A 17746-nucleotide genomic window follows, 5' to 3' on the forward strand; every position below is an offset into this window, starting at 1 on the left:
CCTCTCTCGTGTTCGAGCAGAGCGTAGCGTCCCGGCGGGCGTCAGGTCAGCCGCCGAGCGCCACGGTGCCTACGTCGGAGCGCTCGCACACGAGTTCGCCGCTGATCACGGTCAACCGGGCGACCTGGATCGAGGACCGTCGCTGGGCGTAGGTCACCTCGCCGAAGGGCGCGCCGTCCTGCCCTGGGTGGGTGAAATAGAAGACGTACGCATGCTCGGCATCGGCCGGGATGGTGTCCAGCGACACCGCACCGGGCACGATGACGTCCGCGTGCAGTCCGATCGACGTGTCGTCCGGGCGGGTGCCCGGCCGATCGAGGATGAGGCCCTGCCCGTGCCAGGTCTGCAGGTCGCCCGAGCGGTAGACCCGCTGGCCCTGCCACTCGTCGACGATCATCCAGAAGTACCCGCCGAGGGCGAACACGTTCGGGCCCTCGTGCGGGCGGCCGGTGATCACCGGGCCGATCGGTGTCCACGTGAACAGGTCGTCGCTGTCGGCCGCGTAGGTGTGGGAGTCGGCGGCCTCGTTCTTGAACCACATCCGGTAGGCGGCCGTGCCCTCGGGGGCGGCGTCGTCGGCAGCGTTGTCGTTGGGTGATGCGGCGCGGAGCGCACCGGCGAGCGGGAAGATGCACGCGTCGATGACCTTGTGCGAACCGAGGTCGAGGCGGCTCACGTGGGTCCACGTCAGCAGGTCCGGGCTCGTGTAGTGCTCGATCTCGCGGTCGTGGCCCGGCCACTGAACCGGTACGCCCCGGATGTAGGAGACGTACATGTGGTATCGCCCCTGAGCCCAGACGATCTCGGGAGCCCAGAACGTGTTGCGCCCCCACTCGAAGTCGAGCCCCTCCAAGATTCCCCGATACAGCCAGGTCGCGCCGTCGTCGCCGGAGACCGCCACGCCGATGTCGGAGCCGTGCACCCAGGCGACACCGGGGCCCTCGGCCGTGGCGCGGCGTTGGGTGTAGAACATCCACCACTGCCCGAGATCACGGTTGAAGACGACGACCGGGTCGGTCGCGCCGTCGAAGATCGGATCGCGGAAGAGCGGGGCGGCGGCCCGGGGGGTCGGGTTGCTCAGGGTGAGCGGTGCCGTCTCGGCGTCGACCGCGGAGTCGGCTGTGGTGGCGCTCATACCGACGCGCTGACGCTGAGCCCGAGCTCGACGCGTGGGTCGCGGACCGCGCTCTCGAGCGACGTGGCGAGCAGCGCCTGCTCGCGCAGCTCGGTCGCGGTGATCCGGCGCCCACCGGCGTCGGCTGAGGCGTAGATCGCCGTGACGATCTCGAGCGGCCTGCGGGCCGAGCTGGCGACGTCGGGCAGGACGGTGCCTTCGCGCAGGGACCGGTAGGTCTCGCGGATCAGGGGCACATGCCCGCTGGGCTCGTCGTGACCCGGGAAGGCCCAGGTCGCGGCCTCGGCGGCGTCGACGATCGGGGCCGCCGTGATGCGCCAGTCGGGGCCGGCGTGACCGTAGAGGTGCTCGACCTCGATCGTCGCCTTCTCGCAGTCGATGCGCACGTGGCTCGTCTCGCGCGGGCACAGCGTCGACGAGGTGGCTGTGGCGACGACGCCGTTGGCGAAGAGGATGGTCGCGGTCGAGGCGTCCTCCATGGTGGTCGCGCGGTCCAGTCGCCACGTCTGGGCGCTGATCTCCGCCCAGTCGCCGAGCAGGTGGGCGAGCAGGTCTATCTGGTGGATGCCGTGCCCCAGGGTCGTGCCGCCGCCCTCGGTGGACCACCTGCCGCGCCAGTCGACGGCGTAGTAGCCGGCCCCGCGGTACCAGAGGGTCTCGCACTGGGCGATCAGCGGCCTGCCCAGCGCGCCCGAGGTGAGCAGCGCGCGCACGTGCGCGGCACCGGTTCCGGTGCGCTGCTGGAAGACGATCGCGAAGGCCAGCCCGGCATCGTCGCAGGCCTGCTGCATGTCGTCGAGCTCGGCGAGGGAGAGCGCCGGTGGCTTCTCGCACACGACGTGCACGCCCGCGGCGACGGCCTGCAGGGTCTGCTCGCGGTGCGCGTCCGGGGGAGTGCACAGGTGCACGACGTCGACGTCCTCGCCCGCGAGCAGCTCGGCAAACGTCTCGTAGCGACCGGGGATGTCGTAGGTATCGGCGAAGGCCGTGAGCCGTTCGGCGATGCGTTCCGCGCAGGCGACGGTCACCGCGAGCGGGTCCAGGGCGATCGCCTGGGCGTGCAGGTGGGCGACGGACCCGGTGCCGATGATGGCCACGCGGATCGGCCGGTCGTGGCCGATCGCGGGCCACGGCGCGGCCGCGGTCGGCGCATCGGCGGGAGCTGAGGCATAGGTGGCGTAGGGGTCGAAGGGCAGGGTAGGACGTGCAGAGTCAGACATCGTCGTGTGCTCCGGTCGGGTGGGGCGTGAGGTGTCAGGAAGAGCTGCTCGACGCGCGGACGACAAGCTCGGGCTGGAACTGCACCTGCTCGGGGCGGAACTTCTCGCCCTGCTGATGTTCGGAGAGCAGGAGGTCGGCCGCGCGGTAGCCGAGCTGGTGGGTGGGTTGGCGGACGGACGTGAGCGGGGTGGCGAGCTCCCCGGCAAAGTTCACGTCGTCGTAGCCGACGACGGCCATCTGACCGGGCATCTCGATCCCGGCCCGGCGCAGCGTGCGCTGCACGCCGAGTGCGACGAGGTCGTTCACGCAGAAGACCGCGGTAGGCCGGTCGACCCCGGCGGTCGTGGTCGCGAGCAGGTGCGTCATCGCGGCCTCGCCGCCGTCGGCGTTGAGTGCGGAGGCGGTGATCTCCACGAGGTCGGCGGTCGGGTCGAGGCCGGCGGACTCGAAGGCCCGCAGCAGCCCGGCGTAGCGGTCCCCGCACTGACGGATGCTGTGCGCACCGTTGATGAACGCAATCCGGGTGTGCCCCTCCTGGATGAGGTGGTTGCCGGCCAGCTGCCCGCCTACCACGTCGTTGACCGCGGCCGAGGAGATGTCCGGAACCGGTGAGGTTGCGTCGAGCAGCACGACGTTGACGCCGCGGGCGCGCAGCTCGAGCAGCGGCTCGATGTCGTCGCCCGAGGGGACCACGAGCACGCCCTGGACGCCGTGCTCCTCGAAGAGCTTGAGGTAGCGGGCCTCGCGCTCGGGATCCTCGTCGGAGCTCGCGAGCATGAGGGTGAAGTCGTCCTCGGCGAGACGGTCCTCGATGCCGCGGGCCACCTCGGTGAAGAAGGGGTTGCCGATGTCCAGGACGATCGCCCCGACCGTGGTGATCGTGCCGGCGCGCAGCTGCCGGGCGGATCCGTTGGGGACGAACTGCAGCTCGGCGATGGCACCCTCGACGCGCTCGCGGGTGGTCGGTGAGACGCGGTCGGGCCGGTTGAGCACGTTGGAGACGGTCCCCACGGAGACCCCGGCCTTGCGTGCGACATCGCTGATCGAGCTGCGCCGGCGTGGGGCGGTCGTGGTCACGGTGGGGCCTTTCGGTGAGGGGTGCAGCGGCTCGTCGTTGAGCCTCGCGCGACATGATCCTATCGGCGCTTGACCTGCCGGGATGGTGACCGTACCGTCCCCAGCACAGCAATGAACCGATTCACTCACTGTATCGCAGATGCTTGCCCATCAGAGGAGGACTCATGTCCCGTGTGTGTTTTGTCTCCCAGGTCCGCTCCGACCGGCTCGCCGAATACCGGGAGCGGCACGCGGCCGTCTGGCCCGACATGCTCGAGGCGTTGCGCGATGCGGGCTGGTCCGACTATCACCTGTTCCTGTCCCCGACCGGCCTGCTGGTCGGTTTTGTGGAGACCGACGATTACGAGGGCGTGCAGGCCGCCATGGCGTTGACCGAGGTCAACGCGCGGTGGCAGACCGAGATGGGGGAGTTCTTCGTCGCTGACGACGTGCGCCCGGACGAGGGGATGGTCGCCCTGGACGAGGTGTTCCACCTCGAGGGCCAGCTTGCGGCGGCTGGGCTGGCGACCGAACGGCCATGAACTCCCGCGCGACGGCTCCCGCTTGACCGGAGTCGGGATGACTCCGTACTGTCATCTTGAAACGATTCACAACGAGGTGGAGACCACAATGCCAGCACGCGAGCTGAGCCCCCAGGTGCGCGCAGCGCTTCTGTCCCAGACCATTGAGCTGCCGTCCTGGGCCTTCGGCAACTCGGGCACCCGATTCAAGGTCTTCGCACAGGCAGGTGTCCCTCGTGACCCGTTTGAGAAGATTTCTGACGCCGCACAGGTGAATCGATACACCCAGGCCGCCCCGCGGGTGTCCCTGCACATCCCGTGGGACCTCGTCGACGACTACGAGGTCCTCGCTGCCCACGCCCGCGACAACGGCGTGACGATCGGCGCGATCAACTCGAACCTCTTCCAGGACGACGACTACATGCTCGGGTCGCTCACCAACCCGGACCCGATCGTGCGCAAGAAGGCGATCGATCACCACCTGCAGTGCCTCGACATCATGCGTGCCACGGGCTCGACCGACCTCAAGCTCTGGCTGCCCGACGGCCTGAACTACCCGGGTCAGGACAACCTGTGCGCCCGCCAGGACCGCCTCGCCGAGGGCCTCGCGGAGATCTACGCCGCCCTCGACCCCGAGCACCGCCTGGTCATCGAATACAAGTTCTTCGAGCCGTCCTTCTACGCGACCGACATCCCCGACTGGGGCACCGCGCTGCTGCACTGCCTGGCCCTCGGCGAGCAGGCCGTCGTCGTGCTGGACACCGGGCACCACGCCCCAGGCACCAACATCGAGTTCATCGTCGCGCAGCTGCTGCGCCAGGGGCGCCTGGGCGCCTTCGACTTCAACTCCCGCTTCTACGCCGACGACGACCTCATGGCCGGGGCTGCGGACCCGTTCCAGCTGTTCCGGATCATGCACGAGATCGTCTCGGCCGGCGCGCTCGCACCGGACTCCGGCGTGAACTTCATGCTCGACCAGTGCCACAACATCGAGCCGAAGATCCCCGCGCAGATCCGCTCCGTCATGAACATCCAGGAGGCCACCGCCAAGGCGCTGCTCGTGGACACCGTGGCGCTCGAGGCCGCGCAGAGCTCCGGCGACGTGCTCGCTGCGAACGGCGCGCTGATGGACGCCTACAACACCGACGTGCGGGGGCTGCTCGCCGGCCTGCGCGAGGACCAGGGACTGCACCCGGACCCGATGGCCGCCTACGCGGCATCGGGCTACGCCGAGAAGATCGTGGCCGAGCGCGTCGGCGGCGCGCAGGCCGGATGGGGAGCCTGAGATGACCAAGACGACAACGACAACGGTCGCCGCCGACCTCCTCACCCGCTCCAACCGGCTCGGCGCGGACCCCCGCAACACCAACTACGCCGGCGGCAACACCTCCGCCAAGGGCAGCGAGACCGACCCCGTCACGGGCGAGCCGGTCGAGCTGCTCTGGGTCAAGGGCTCCGGCGGCGACCTCGGGACGCTGACCGAGAAGAACCTCGCCGTGCTGCGCCTGGACCGCCTGCGCGCCCTCACCGCGGTCTACCCGGGCGTGGACCGCGAGGACGAGATGGTCGCGGCCTTCGACTACTGCCTGCACGGCAAGGGCGGCGCCGCACCGTCCATCGACACGGCCATGCACGCCCTCGTCGACGCCGAGCACGTGGACCACCTGCACCCCGACTCCGGCATCGCGCTGGCCACTTCCGCCGACGGCGAGGCGCTCACCGCGCAGTGCTTCGGCGACGCGGTCGTGTGGGTGCCCTGGCGCCGGCCCGGCTTCCAGCTGGGTCTGGACATCGCGGCCATCAAGGCCGCGAACCCGCAAGCCATCGGCTGCATCCTGGGCGGGCACGGGATCACCGCCTGGGGCGCCACGAGCGGTCAGGCCGAGGCCCGCAGCCTCGAGATCATCAACAGGGCCGAGGCCTTCATCGCCGAGCGCACGGCCGAGCTCACCGCACAGGGCACGCACCCCTTCGGCGCGCTCGTCGCCGACCACGCCGCCCTGCCCGACGACGTCCGCCGCACCAAGGCGGCCAAGCTAGCCCCCGTGATCCGCGGGCTCGCCTCGACCGACGCGGCCCAGGTCGGACACTTCTGCGACGACGACGTGGTCCTGGACTTCCTGTCCCGCGAACGCCTCGCCCCGCTCGCCGAGCTCGGCACGAGCTGCCCGGACCACTTCCTCCGGACCAAGATCAAGCCGCTCGTCGTGGACCTGCCGGCCACGGCCACGGTCGAGGAGATCACCGCGCGGCTGACCGAGCTGCACGAGGCCTACCGGGCCGACTACGCGGGCTACTACGACCGCAACGCGGTCCCCGGCTCCCCGGCCATGCGCGGCGGCGACCCGGCGATCGTGCTGGTGCCCGGCGTCGGGATGTTCTCCTACGGCAAGAACAAGCAGACCGCGCGCGTGGCGGGGGAGTTCTACGTCAACGCGATCAACGTCATGCGCGGCGCCGAGGCGATCAGCACCTACGCCCCGATCGACGAGGCGGAGAAGTTCCGTATCGAGTACTGGGCGCTCGAAGAGGCCAAGCTCGCGCGGATGCCCGCGCCCAAGCCGCTCGCCACCCGCGTTGCGCTCGTCACCGGGGCCGGCTCCGGGATCGGCCGCGCGATCGCCGAGAGGCTCGCCGCCGAGGGAGCCTGCGTCGTCATCGCCGACCTCAACCTCGAGGGCGCGCAGGCGGTCGCCGACGAGCTCGGCGGGCCCGACGTCGCCATCGCCATCCGCGCCGACGTCACGAGCGAGGACGACGTCGCCGCCCTGGTCGACGCCGCCGCGCTGGCTTTCGGCGGGGTGGACCTCGTCGTCAACAACGCCGGGCTGTCGATCTCGAAGCCGCTGCTGGAGACGACGTCCCAGGACTGGGACCTCCAGCACGACGTCATGGCCAAGGGGTCCTTCCTCGTGGCCCGCGAGGCCGCCCGCGCGATGATCGCCCAGGGGATGGGCGGGGACATCATCTACATCGCGTCGAAGAACTCCCTGTTCGCGGGGCCGAACAACATCGCGTACTCGGCGACCAAGGCGGACCAGGCCCACCAGGTGCGGCTGCTCGCGGCTGAGCTCGGTGAGCACGGCATCCGCGTCAACGGGGTCAACCCCGACGGCGTGGTGCGCGGCTCGGGGATCTTCGCTGGCGGCTGGGGCGCCAAGCGCGCCGCGGTCTACGGCGTCGACGAGCAGGACCTCGGCGCCTACTACGCCCAGCGCACGCTGCTCAAGCGCGAGGTGCTCCCCGAGCACGTCGCCGCAGCCGTGTACGCGCTCACCGGGCCGGATCTCTCCCAGACCACCGGGCTGCACATCCCGGTGGACTCGGGGGTGGCTGCCGCGTTCCTGCGGTAGCGACGGATCCGCGGGGACGGGACGACAGTGAGCAAGCAGGACGACGCGGGCGGGGCCGCGGCCTTTGTGGCGGTCGATATCGGTGCTTCGAGCGGGCGGGTGATCGTCGGGCGGGTGCTGGGGGGGCCGGCGCCGGGTGGGCGGGTTCGCGGGGAGCAGCTGGTCGAGCTGCACGAGGTGAACCGCTTCCCCAACGGCCCGGTCGACGTCGGGGGCACGCTGCACTGGGACGTGCTGCGCCTCTACCAGGGCGTCACCGACGGCCTGCGCGCGGCGGCCGGTGAGATCCACACCCGCGGAGACGTCCTCGTCGGGATCGGCATCGACTCCTGGGCCGTGGACTACGGCCTGCTCGACGCGGACGGCGCGCTGCTTGCCAACCCCGTGCACTACCGGGACTCCCGCACCGCCGGAGTTTCAGACCGCGTGTTCGCCCAGATCAGCGCGGCAGACCACTATTCCGTCAACGGCTTGCAGACGCAGCCGTTCAACACGGAGTTCCAGCTCGTCGCGGCGGCCCGATCCGCCCTGAAGGCCGCCGCGGCGTCACTCCTGCTCATCCCCGACCTGCTCGGGTACTGGCTCACCGGCAAGCAGGTCGCCGAGGTCACCAACGCCTCGACCACGGGCCTGCTCGACGTCCGCACCCGCGACTGGTCCGCGTCGCTGCTCGACAGGCTCGAGGAGGCCTTCGGGGGTGAGTCGATGGTGACCTTCGCGGGTCTGCTGCCGCGCGTCGTCGAGCCCGGGACGATCGTGGGTCCGCTGCGCCCCGCCGTCGCGCATGCGCTGGGCATCTCCGGCGCGGTCCCGGTGATCGCCGTCGGGTCCCACGACACCGCCTCGGCGGTTGTCGCGGTTCCAGCCAGCGGGGAGAACTTTGCCTACATCTCCTGCGGCACGTGGTCGCTCGTGGGGCTCGAGCTCAGCGAGCCCGTCCTCAGCGAGGCGAGCCGCGAGGCGAACTTCACCAACGAGCTCGGCGTCGACGGCACGGTCCGTTACCTGCGCAACGTCATGGGCCTGTGGCTGCTGCAGGAGTCCATCCGGACGTGGAAGGCGGCCGGGCTGCCCGCCGACCTGCCCGACCTGCTCGCAGCGGCGGCCCAGGTCCCCGCGCTGACCACCGTGATCGACGTCGACTCCCCGGAGTTCCTCGCCCCCGGAGACATGCCGGCCCGGATCGCCGAGGCCGCCGAGCGGACCGGCCAGACGCCCCCGCGGTCCCAGGCCGAGACGGTCCGCTGCATCCTCGACTCCCTGGCACTGGCCTACCGGCGCGCCGTGCGGCAGGCGAGCGAGCTGTCCGGGCGCGTGGTCGACGTCGTGCACGTGGTGGGCGGCGGGGTGCGCAACGAGCTGCTGTGCCAGCTCACCGCGGACGCGACCGGCCTGCCGGTCGTGGCAGGCCCGGTCGAGGGGGCGGCACTGGGGAATGTCCTCGTCCAGGCGAGGGCGGCGGGAGTGCTCACCGGTGACCTTGCGGCCCTGCGTGCGGTCGGGGCGCGCGGCGTGGCGCTGGCCAGGTACGAGCCGAGCGACGGCGTCGGGCACGTCCCCGAGCCGCACTGGGCGGTCGCGGAACACAGGCTGGTGACGGCGGCTGTGTCCGACGACGAGGACCTGCTTCCCGCCTAGGTGCTGCTGGGCTGTCGCCCCGTCGTGTACCGAGCGGTGGCCCGCCGCCCATCCTGCGCTGAGTGCGGGCGAATGGCTGGGTTCTCGACCGAAAACCCAGCCATTCGGCTGCACCCACGGAAGTTGAGGAGGTCTGTGGGAGGACTGCGGTATGTAAACGGGAGGACGTGGGGAGGTGCGGGCTGGGTGATTGGGGCACCGCTCGTTTACCGTGAAGTCATGACAACGCAACCTGTGGCTGCTTCGCGCCCTGAAGTCACTCTGCGTCGCGTCCGCGGGACCGACCTCGAAGCGTTCTTCGAGATGGAACGGGACCCCGAGGCGAACTGGATGGCCGCCTTCACGGCCAAGGACCCCTCCGACCGCGTCCTCTTCGACGCCCGCTGGGCCCTCCTGCTCGACGACGCGCAGGTCACGGCGCGTACGATCTGCGCCGACGGCCTGATCGCCGGGAGTGTGATGTCCTACATCGAGGACGGCGAGACCGAGATCACCTACTGGATCGCTCGGGAGTACTGGGGCTCCGGGGTCGCCAGCCAGTCTCTGGCCCTCTTCCTCGACGAGGTCACCGTGCGCCCGCTCAACGCCCGCACCGCCAAGGACAATGTCGGGTCGCTGACCGTGCTGAAGCGGTGCGGCTTCGAGATCGTCGGCGAGAACGAAGACTTCGCGAACGGCCGCGGAGAGCTGGTCGAGGAGCACCTCCTCCAGCTGGCCTGAGGCTGCGGCGCCGCTCGGCCATACGGGGCGTGCTCTTGACTACAGGGCGTGCCATCAAACGCACGTTTCGTCGTCAAGAGCACGCCCCGTACGGTGTCGAGTGGGCGCCCGTTGGGCCGGGCGGCCGTTGGGTCGGGTCGTCGCTGGAGGGCTGGGGAGCTGGGCGGGTGGGCTTCGGGTTACAGCGAGGTCGTCAGGAGGGTGTTGACCAGGACGACGTAGGTCCCGGTCCCCGCGACGATGCTCAGCAGGGCGTTGCGCCGCCAGAGGTGGACGCCGACGGTCACGGCGAGGGCCAACGCCTCGGGCAACCCGTGCCAGCCCGAGCCGAGCGGCACGGTGCGCAGGGTGTAGACGACGAGGATGAGCATGATCCCGACCGGCATGTACCGGCCGAGGAATGCGATGTACGGCGACGCGCGGAGAGGCTCGAGGGCCGCGAACGGCAGCGCCCGCAGGGCGAAGGTGATGACGAGGATTGTCGTGAGCGACGCGAGGATGTAGCCGGCGCTAGGCATGGGACGGACCTACCTCATCGTCGGGTGCCGGGGGTGCCGGGGGTGCCGGGGAAACTGCGGGTGCGTCGCGGGAGCCCGGTGCGTCGCGGGAGCCCGGTGCGTCGAGGGCATCGCCGGGCGCGGTGCCCTCCCGGAGTGGTCGGCCTCCGTGCTGGTCGGTTCCGGGACCATAGACGTGGCGCCGGTCGAGCAGGAACCGCACCGTGAGCGCCGCGACGAAGAGGGCCATGGCGACGATGAGCATCTGGTCGGGGGCGACGACGAGCGCGACCAGCGCCGACAGCAGGGCCAGGATCGGGGACGGCACGTCTCGGGTGACCCGGAACGCATCGATCGTGAGCACGGTGAACAGTGCCGTCAGAGCGAAGTCCATGCCACGCGGGATCGACGGCAGCACCGTGCCCAGGAGTGCGCCGAGCACCCCGCCGACCACCCAGTACCCCTGGCACAGCACCTGCATCCACAGAATCCGGGCCGTTGTGCGCTCGGCAGCGGGGACGTGGTGGGCGAGGGCGTAGGCCTCGTCGGTCAGTGCGTACATGCTGTATGTCTTCGCCCACCGGCCGCGGACGGCGTGGAGCGGGAAGGACAGCGCGTAGAAGACGTGCCGGAAGTTGACCAGCACGGTCGCCAGCGCGATCTGGGCGAGCGGGGTCATCGCGACGATCAGGCCGATCGCGAGGAACTCGAGCGATCCGGCGTAGATGAACACCGAGAACAGCGGCGCCCACCACCAGGCGAGCCCGGCCTGGACGACGAGCAGCCCGAACGCGATCCCGAGCGGCACGAGGGCGATCCCGACCCCGGCGGTGTCCCTCAGGGCGTGAAGGAACGGTCGAGACGTAGGCATGCCAACCACGCTACCTGCGCCGGCCCCTGCTCCCTACCGATCCGACCCACAGCCCGAGACCGCTAGTCCATACGTACGGGGCGTGCTCTTGACGACGGGGCGTGCCGTCAAACGCACGTTTCGTAGTCAAGAGCACGCCCCGTATGGACGGGAGTTGTGCCAATAGCTGGGGGGCAGGGGCCGGGCGGCACATAGGTGCGGGGTGGTGCTCGGGTGGCGGGTGGTGCGGAGGTGGGGCGGGTACCTGGGGAGGGCGGGGCGGCGTCGGGCAGCGACGCGGAAAGACGCGGGACACGAGAGGCGCTGGGGGACCGGATGGTCCGCCCAGCGCCTCGGGTGCTCAGCGCGAGCTCTTCAGCGCGCGCTGATCAGGAGATGCAGGTCAGGCGTCGACGACGATCGCGTTGACCAACGGCTCGCGGCGGTACTTGCGCTGCAGCCACCGGGAGACGGCACGGGCGATCGTGGCCTCGAGGCGGTCGATGTCCCCGACGTCCTTCTTCGGGATCTGCGCGAGCGCCTTCTCGATCTCGACGACGGCGTCGTCGAAGGTGTGCCCGTCGTGGACGAACCCGCGGGTGATGAACTCCGGGGTCTCGGCGAGGACGCCGAGGTCGAGGTCCACGAGCGCGAGGACGGTGACGATTCCCTTGGAACCGAGTGCGAGGCGCTCGGCGAGGGTGTCCTCGGTCGCGGCGCCCACGGTCTGGCCGTCGACGTAGACGTAGCCGGCCGGGACCTTGCCGACGATGGAGACCTTGCCCTTGAACAGGTCGACGACCGTGCCGTCCTGAGCGATGACGACGTTGTTCGCGGGCACGCCGGTCTTGACCGCGAGCTCGCCGTTGGCACGCAGGTGACGGGCCTCGCCGTGGATCGGCATGACGTTCTTCGGCTTGACGATGTTGTAGCAGTACACGAGCTCGCCGGCGCTGGCGTGGCCGGAGACGTGCACCTTGGCGTTGCCCTTGTGGACGATGTTCGCGCCCAGATCGGTCAGGGAGTTGATGACGCGGTAGATCGCGTTCTCGTTACCCGGGATGAGCGAGCTGGCGAGCAGCACGGTGTCACCCTCGTCGACCTTGATGACGTGGTCGCCCTTGGCCATGCGGGACAGTGCGGCCATCGGCTCGCCCTGGGATCCGGTGCACACCAGGCAGATCTTGTTCGGCGGCATCGACTCGAGCTTCTTGAGGTCGACGACGAGCCCCTGCGGGATCTTGAGGTAGCCGAGCTCCTCGGCGATCCCCATGTTGCGGACCATCGAGCGACCGACGAAGGCGACCTTGCGGCCGGACTCGTGGGCGGTGTCGAGGATCTGCTGGATGCGGTGCACGTGGCTGGCGAAGCTCGAGACGATCACGCGGCGCGGGGCCGTGCGGAACACCTGGTCGATCGCCGGGATGAGGTCCCGCTCGGACATCGTGAAGCCGGGGACCTCGGCGTTGGTCGAGTCCGTCATGAACAGGTCGACACCCTCTTCAGCCAGCTTGGCGAAGTGGTTGAGGTCCGTGATGCGCGAGTCCAGCGGGAACTGGTCCATCTTGAAGTCGCCGGTGTTGAGCACGAGGCCCGCACGGGTGCGGATCGCGACGGCCAGCGCGTCAGGGATGGAGTGGTTGACCGCGACGAACTCGAGGTCGAAGGGACCCTGCTTGGAGTGCCCGCCGGCCGCGACCTCGATCGTGCGAGGACGGATGCGGTGCTCCTTGAGCTTGGCGGAGATGAACGCCAGCGTGAGCTTGGAGCCGATGATGGGGATGTCGGCGCGCTCCTTGAGCAGGTACGGGACACCTCCGATGTGGTCTTCGTGACCGTGCGTGAGCACGATCGCGACGACGTCCTTGAGACGGTCCCGGATCCAGGTGAAGTCGGGGAGGATGACGTCGATCCCGGGCTGGTGCTCTTCGGGGAAGAGGACTCCGCAGTCGACGACGAGGAGCTTGCCCTCGAACTCGAACACAGTCATGTTGCGCCCGACCTCGCCGAGGCCGCCGAGGGCGACGATGCGCAGGGCACCACGGGGCAGAGCGGGCGGGGCATTGAGGTTCATCTTCATTGAGCTGAGCAAGTTGTTACCTTCAAACTACTGATGGCCCGGAAGGGCCGGTCGGTCAAAACAGAGGTCTTTGGGGGCCAGTCGGCTGCCCGGTCAGGTGGCTACGAGGGGTTCGAGCACGGCGTCGGGCAGGCGGTTGCGCACGGAGGTGACGCGCCACCGGTCGGGGAAGAGCGCGAGGTATTCGCCGTCCTCGCGCTGCAGGACCTCGACGCCGAGCTGGGCGTTGAGGTCGGCGACCCACTCCGCGGTCGTGCGCAGCGCGATCTGGTACTGCAGGCGGTCGAGGGAGACCGGGGAGTTGAACTCGGTCCCCATCCGGTGCTCGGCGACCTCGAACTGCATGGGCCCGACGGCGGCCAGCACGGGCGCCTGGTCCCCGCGCAGGTCGGAGCGCAGCACCTGGACGACGCCTTCGGCGCCGAGCTGCATGACCCCGCGCTGGAACTGCTTGTACTTCGACACGTCCTTTGCGCGCATGACGGCGAAGTGCTCGGGCGCGAAGGTCGGCAGCGGGGGGAACTCGACACGCTTGTCGAGGTAGAGGGTGTCGCCCACGCGCAGGTTGGCGGCGTTGACGAGGCCGATGACGTCGCCGGGGTAGGCGACGTCGACGATCGAGCGCTCGCGGCCGAAGACCTGCTGGGCGTACTTGGTCGCGAAGGGGCGGCCGGTGCGCGCGGAGGTGACGACCATGCCGCGCTCGAAGACGCCCGAGCAGATCCGGGCGAAGGCCAGGCGGTCACGGTGCGCGGTGTCCATGCCGGCCTGCATCTTGAAGACGAAGGCGCTGAACGGGGCCTCGACCGGCCGGGGCTCGCCCGTGATGGTCACCCGCGGGGTGGGCGACGGCGCGACGTCGACCAGCACGTCGAGGAGCGCGTGCACGCCGAAGTTCTGCACGGCCGAGCCGAAGAGCACCGGCGTGGTCAGGCCGGAGCGGAAGGTCTCGTCGTCGTGGTCGGCGCCCGAGGCCTCGAGCAGCTCGGACTCCTCGACGGCCGTCGTCCAAGCGTCGCCCTCCCGGGCGAGCGCGGCATCCGGGCCCATGTGCTCCTCGGGGGCGATCGTGGTGCCACCGGCTGTGCGGGTGAAGCGGGTGTACTCCCCGGTGCGGCGGTCGAGCACGCCGCGGAAGTCGCCGCCGATGCCCACCGGCCAGGTGAGCGGGGTGGGGATGAGCCCGGTGCGCTCCTGGATCTCATCCATGAGCTCGAGCGCGTCCTTGCCCGGGCGGTCCCACTTGTTGATGACCGTGATGAGCGGGATGCCGCGGTGCTTGCAGACGGCGAACAGCTTCATCGTCTGGACCTCAAGGCCCTTGGCGGCGTCGACGAGCATGACGGCGGCGTCGACCGCGGAGAGCACCCGGTAGGTGTCCTCGGAGAAGTCGGCGTGGCCGGGGGTGTCGACGAGGTTGATGACGGCGTCGCGGTAGGTGAACTCGAGGGCCGCGGAGGTGATCGAGATCCCTCGGGCCTGCTCCATGTCCATCCAGTCGGAGACGGTGCGCTTGCCAGCCTTGCCGTCGGCCCGGCCTGCTTCGCGGATCGCCTTGGCGTGCAGCGCGAGGGCCTCGGTGAGCGTGGACTTCCCGGCATCAGGGTGGCTGATCACCGCGAAGGAGCGTCGCCGGGCGGCTTCTGCGAGGACGACGACGCCGTCCCTGCTGGTGGAGGGCTCCGTGGCGGGGACTGCGGTGCTTTCGTGGGTGGCCTGAGGCACTGAACTTCCTGCGCTAGTTCGACAAGTGTGGGGGTGAGGGCATGCCCCCAGCGGTCCATTGTCCCGCGAAATGTGGGTGCTGGGCGACACGAACGATGTGGCGGGGTTTCTTAGGTCGGCGCGGGTGGCGCCCCGGACGGGCCGGTGCGGTGTGTCGCGGGGGTTGGGAGGGGACCTACGTCCCGTGGAATCGGTGGCCCGTGTTGAGACGATGACTATGTTGAAACGATTCACTCGCTTCGAGAGTGGCCGATACGATGAGGTGGGAAAATGCACACGACCGCGAGCCGCGCGACCCGTCAGACGCGGGACGAGATCCTCTACTACTGCCTCGAATCGGTGCGTACGGGACTCAACTTCAACACCCAGGGCAACATCAGCGTCCGTCTCCCGGATGCCCACGACGGGGCCGACGCGATCGTCATCACCCCGTCCGACGTGCGCTACGACGCGATGCGTCCCGAGGACATGGTCGTCGTCGGGTTGGACGGGACCGTGCTCGAGGGGACCTTGTGCCCCTCGACCGAGCTGCCGGTGCACCTGGCCCACTACCGCCGGCGTCCGGACGTGCAGGCGATCGTCCACACCGAGTCGACCTTCGTCAACGTGCTCGGCGCGCTCGGGCGGCGCATCGACCCGGTGCTGCTCAACATGGTGCTCTACGCCAAGGGGCCCGTCGAGATCATGCCTTTCGAGTTCTCCACGAACGCCGACTTCGGCCGGCGCAGCGCCGAGCTCATGGGCGACGACGTCAACGCCGTTGTCTGGGGCAACCACGGTCTGCTCGCGGTCGGGGTCTCGCTCAAGCTCGCCTTCAAGGTGGCCGTCGCGGTCGAGGAGAACGCCGAGGTGCTGCACCGGGCGAGCGGGGCCGGGGTGCCCAACGTGCTCGTCTACGGCGAGATCGACATCCCGGTCGGGGCGCGGCTGCCGTAGCGGAGTGGGCGGATCCGCCAGTCGGATGGGTGGTCCACCTCCGGCTACCTCCGCCGGTGCCGCAGTACGGGGCAGGGCCGGGCGGCTGAGCTGGTGCTGTTCCGTTGGCCCGTCGTGAAGCAAGCGGAGGTAGTCGCTTCCCTGCCAGAGGGTCGTCTGGGATGATCAACGGGTGACTCGATACCTTGCAGCTGAAGACCGATACTCCTCCATGCCGTACCGCCGCAGCGGACGCAGCGGCCTGGACCTCCCCGCACTGTCGCTGGGCCTGTGGCACAACTTCGGCGACACGACCCCCTTCGAGACCCAGCGCGGCGTCCTGCGCCGCGCCTTCGACCTCGGAATCACGCACTTCGACCTCGCGAACAACTACGGCCCGCCCGCTGGCTCCGCCGAGGAGAACTTCGGCCGCCACATGGCCCAGGACTTCCGCCCGTACCGCGACGAGCTTGTCATCTCGAGCAAGGCCGGCTACGACATGTGGCCCGGCCCCTACGGTGACGGCGGCTCGCGCAAGTACATGCTGAGCTCCCTCGACCAGTCCCTGACCCGGATGGGCCTCGACTACGTCGACATCTTCTACTCCCACCGCCCCGACCCCTCGGTCCCGATCGAAGAGACCATGGGCGCCCTGCACACCGCTGTGACCAGCGGCAAGGCCCTCTACGCGGGTGTCTCCAACTACAGCCCCGCGCAGACCCGCGTCGCCCAGCAGGTCCTCGCGGACCTGGGCACGCCGCTGCTCATCCACCAACCGAGCTACTCGATGTTCAACCGTCACGTCGAGCTGCCCGACGCCGGCCGCACCGACGACCCGGCCGCGACCGGTCAGTCTCTGCTCGAGACCGTGGGTGACCTCGGCGTCGGCATGATCGTGTTCTCCCCGCTCGCCCAGGGCATGCTGACCGACCGCTACCTCTCCGGCGAGGTGCCCGCGGACTCGCGGGCCGCCGTCGGGCACTTCCTCAAGGCCGAGACGGCGCTCAGCGCGACGTACCTCGAGCGGGCGCGCGGCCTCAACGCGATCGCCCAGGAGCGTGGGCAGAGCCTCGCGCAGCTGGCGCTCACCTGGTTGCTTCGCGACGAGCGCGTGACCTCCGCGCTGATCGGCGCGAGCAGCGTCGCCCAGCTCGAGGACAACGTCAAGGCCGCGCACGCCGCGCCGCTGTCGGCCGAGGAGATCGCGGCGATCGAGTCCTTCGCGATTGATGGCACCAACCGCTGACGCTGTGACCTTGCCCGACGTGAAGCGGGTCCTCGTGCTGTCCGGCCGCGGCCGGTACGAGGACCCGTGGCACGACATGGCGGCGACCTCGCACCGGGTCGCGACCGTGCTCACCGAGGCCGGCTACGACGTCGTCGTGCGCGGGTCCTTCCCGAACGCGCTCGACGACGTGGCGGATGTCGACCTGCTCGTGGTCAACACCGGCTCGGGGCGCCCCGACGCCGCCCACGACGGCGACGACGCGCGGTGGGCGCCGTTCCACGAGGCCGTGCGGGCGTGGGCCGACGCCGGGCGACCGGTCCTGGCCCTGCACCAGGGAGCCAACACCTTCGGCGACAGCCCGCACTGGGAGCGGATCCTCGGCGGACGGTGGGTGGACGGGGAGTCGATGCACCCACCGATCGGCCCGGCGACGTTCGTTGTCGCCGACCCCGACCACCCGATCGGCGCGCCACTCGTCTCGCGGCTGACCGGCGCGGTGACCGCTTTCGACGAACGGTACAGCTACCTGCGGGTGGCCCCCGGCATCGACGTGGTCCTCACCCAGGTGCACGACGACGTGGCGCACCCGGTCGTGTGGGCGCACCAGGTCGGGGGAGTGCGCGTCGCCTACGACGGGCTCGGCCACGACGTGCGGTCCTACGACTCGGCCTCCCGCCGCGCGCTGCTGCGCAGCGAGGTGACCTGGCTGCTCGCGCCATAGCGCTGCGAGCGAGCGTCGCGGTGTGCCGACCTCGTGAACGGTTCGTCGAACTCGTGAACCACGCCCGTTTCTCGCGTGAAACGGCC

At 70.0% G+C, this 17746-nt stretch carries 15 protein-coding genes; 8 read left to right on the top strand and 7 right to left on the bottom strand.

Going from position 1 to position 17746, the window contains the following annotated elements; all coding sequences use genetic code 11:
• Positions 1 to 46: 46 nt before the first annotated feature.
• Genes BLQ50_RS14980 through BLQ50_RS14990 form a run of 3 tightly spaced genes read right to left on the bottom strand, consistent with a single transcriptional unit; the run spans position 47 to position 3433 of the window.
• Positions 47 to 1135 carry a glycoside hydrolase family protein gene (locus BLQ50_RS14980; RefSeq protein ID WP_245701279.1) on the bottom strand — a complete coding sequence of 363 codons (1089 nt, stop codon included), beginning with the start codon at positions 1133 to 1135 and terminating at the stop codon, positions 47 to 49.
• Positions 1132 to 2355, bottom strand: coding sequence for a Gfo/Idh/MocA family protein (locus BLQ50_RS14985; protein WP_093185316.1), 1224 nt, complete (start codon positions 2353 to 2355; stop codon positions 1132 to 1134). The genes BLQ50_RS14980 and BLQ50_RS14985 overlap by 4 nt, the downstream gene beginning before the upstream one ends.
• 34 nt (positions 2356 to 2389) lie before the next feature.
• A complete protein-coding gene (locus tag BLQ50_RS14990; protein ID WP_093185318.1) occupies positions 2390 to 3433 on the bottom strand; it encodes a LacI family DNA-binding transcriptional regulator in 1044 nt (347 codons plus the stop codon).
• 164 nt (positions 3434 to 3597) lie between these two features.
• Between BLQ50_RS14990 and BLQ50_RS14995 the strand changes: the two genes are divergently transcribed.
• From BLQ50_RS14995 to BLQ50_RS15015, 5 genes are all read left to right on the top strand, one after another.
• Positions 3598 to 3954 (top strand): L-rhamnose mutarotase, encoded by a 357-nt coding sequence (locus tag BLQ50_RS14995; RefSeq protein WP_093185321.1) that lies wholly within the window; start codon positions 3598 to 3600, stop codon positions 3952 to 3954.
• An 88-nt stretch (positions 3955 to 4042) separates the two neighbouring features.
• On the top strand, positions 4043 to 5218 hold the full coding sequence (gene rhaI, locus BLQ50_RS15000; RefSeq protein ID WP_093185324.1) for an L-rhamnose isomerase: 1176 nt from the start codon (positions 4043 to 4045) through the stop codon (positions 5216 to 5218).
• Between the two features lies 1 nt (position 5219).
• Complete coding sequence (locus BLQ50_RS15005) at positions 5220 to 7286, top strand: bifunctional aldolase/short-chain dehydrogenase (protein WP_093185326.1); 2067 nt, start codon at positions 5220 to 5222, stop codon at positions 7284 to 7286.
• Positions 7287 to 7313: 27 nt separating this feature from the next.
• Positions 7314 to 8924 (top strand): rhamnulokinase, encoded by a 1611-nt coding sequence (locus BLQ50_RS15010; protein ID WP_217629188.1) that lies wholly within the window; start codon positions 7314 to 7316, stop codon positions 8922 to 8924.
• Positions 8925 to 9143: 219 nt separating this feature from the next.
• The gene (locus BLQ50_RS15015) at positions 9144 to 9644 is read left to right on the top strand and encodes a GNAT family N-acetyltransferase (protein WP_093185329.1); all 501 of its coding nucleotides are present in this window, start codon (positions 9144 to 9146) and stop codon (positions 9642 to 9644) included.
• Positions 9645 to 9823: 179 nt separating this feature from the next.
• Here the strand turns inward: BLQ50_RS15015 and BLQ50_RS15020 are convergent, their stop codons facing one another.
• The 4 genes from BLQ50_RS15020 to BLQ50_RS15035 form a co-directional block, all read right to left on the bottom strand.
• On the bottom strand, positions 9824 to 10162 hold the full coding sequence (locus tag BLQ50_RS15020) for a branched-chain amino acid transporter permease (RefSeq protein ID WP_093185331.1): 339 nt from the start codon (positions 10160 to 10162) through the stop codon (positions 9824 to 9826).
• On the bottom strand, positions 10155 to 11012 hold the full coding sequence (locus BLQ50_RS15025) for an AzlC family ABC transporter permease (RefSeq protein ID WP_093185334.1): 858 nt from the start codon (positions 11010 to 11012) through the stop codon (positions 10155 to 10157). The genes BLQ50_RS15020 and BLQ50_RS15025 overlap by 8 nt, the downstream gene beginning before the upstream one ends.
• 382 nt (positions 11013 to 11394) lie before the next feature.
• Positions 11395 to 13065: a ribonuclease J gene (locus BLQ50_RS15030; protein ID WP_093185559.1), complete on the bottom strand. Its 1671-nt coding sequence runs from the start codon at positions 13063 to 13065 to the stop codon at positions 11395 to 11397.
• Positions 13066 to 13164: 99 nt separating this feature from the next.
• On the bottom strand, positions 13165 to 14796 hold the full coding sequence (locus tag BLQ50_RS15035) for a peptide chain release factor 3 (RefSeq protein WP_093185337.1): 1632 nt from the start codon (positions 14794 to 14796) through the stop codon (positions 13165 to 13167).
• Positions 14797 to 15066: 270 nt separating this feature from the next.
• Between BLQ50_RS15035 and BLQ50_RS15040 the strand changes: the two genes are divergently transcribed.
• From BLQ50_RS15040 to BLQ50_RS15050, 3 genes are all read left to right on the top strand, one after another.
• A complete protein-coding gene (locus BLQ50_RS15040) occupies positions 15067 to 15732 on the top strand; it encodes a class II aldolase/adducin family protein (protein ID WP_093185339.1) in 666 nt (221 codons plus the stop codon).
• A 211-nt stretch (positions 15733 to 15943) separates the two neighbouring features.
• Complete coding sequence (locus BLQ50_RS15045; RefSeq protein WP_093185342.1) at positions 15944 to 16957, top strand: aldo/keto reductase; 1014 nt, start codon at positions 15944 to 15946, stop codon at positions 16955 to 16957.
• Between the two features lie 4 nt (positions 16958 to 16961).
• Complete coding sequence (locus BLQ50_RS15050; protein ID WP_425424105.1) at positions 16962 to 17660, top strand: ThuA domain-containing protein; 699 nt, start codon at positions 16962 to 16964, stop codon at positions 17658 to 17660.
• Positions 17661 to 17746: the final 86 nt, after the last annotated feature.

The organism is Sanguibacter gelidistatuariae (genome assembly GCF_900096585.1).
Classification (GTDB): Bacteria; Actinomycetota; Actinomycetes; order Actinomycetales; family Cellulomonadaceae; genus Sanguibacter; species Sanguibacter gelidistatuariae.

What these genes read in the sequence shown, in the direction of transcription:
- BLQ50_RS15020 (WP_093185331.1), bottom strand. Translation starts at nt 10,162, where the DNA reads ATGCCTAGCGCCGGCTACATCCTCGCGTCGCTCACGACAATCCTCGTC.
- BLQ50_RS15015 (WP_093185329.1), top strand. Translation starts at nt 9,144, where the DNA reads ATGACAACGCAACCTGTGGCTGCTTCGCGCCCTGAAGTCACTCTGCGT.
- BLQ50_RS14995 (WP_093185321.1), top strand. Translation starts at nt 3,598, where the DNA reads ATGTCCCGTGTGTGTTTTGTCTCCCAGGTCCGCTCCGACCGGCTCGCC.
- rhaI (WP_093185324.1), top strand. Translation starts at nt 4,043, where the DNA reads ATGCCAGCACGCGAGCTGAGCCCCCAGGTGCGCGCAGCGCTTCTGTCC.
- BLQ50_RS14985 (WP_093185316.1), bottom strand. Translation starts at nt 2,355, where the DNA reads ATGTCTGACTCTGCACGTCCTACCCTGCCCTTCGACCCCTACGCCACC.
- BLQ50_RS15005 (WP_093185326.1), top strand. Translation starts at nt 5,220, where the DNA reads ATGACCAAGACGACAACGACAACGGTCGCCGCCGACCTCCTCACCCGC.
- BLQ50_RS15025 (WP_093185334.1), bottom strand. Translation starts at nt 11,012, where the DNA reads ATGCCTACGTCTCGACCGTTCCTTCACGCCCTGAGGGACACCGCCGGG.
- BLQ50_RS15040 (WP_093185339.1), top strand. Translation starts at nt 15,067, where the DNA reads ATGCACACGACCGCGAGCCGCGCGACCCGTCAGACGCGGGACGAGATC.
- BLQ50_RS14980 (WP_245701279.1), bottom strand. Translation starts at nt 1,135, where the DNA reads ATGAGCGCCACCACAGCCGACTCCGCGGTCGACGCCGAGACGGCACCG.
- BLQ50_RS15045 (WP_093185342.1), top strand. Translation starts at nt 15,944, where the DNA reads ATGCCGTACCGCCGCAGCGGACGCAGCGGCCTGGACCTCCCCGCACTG.
- BLQ50_RS15030 (WP_093185559.1), bottom strand. Translation starts at nt 13,065, where the DNA reads ATGAACCTCAATGCCCCGCCCGCTCTGCCCCGTGGTGCCCTGCGCATC.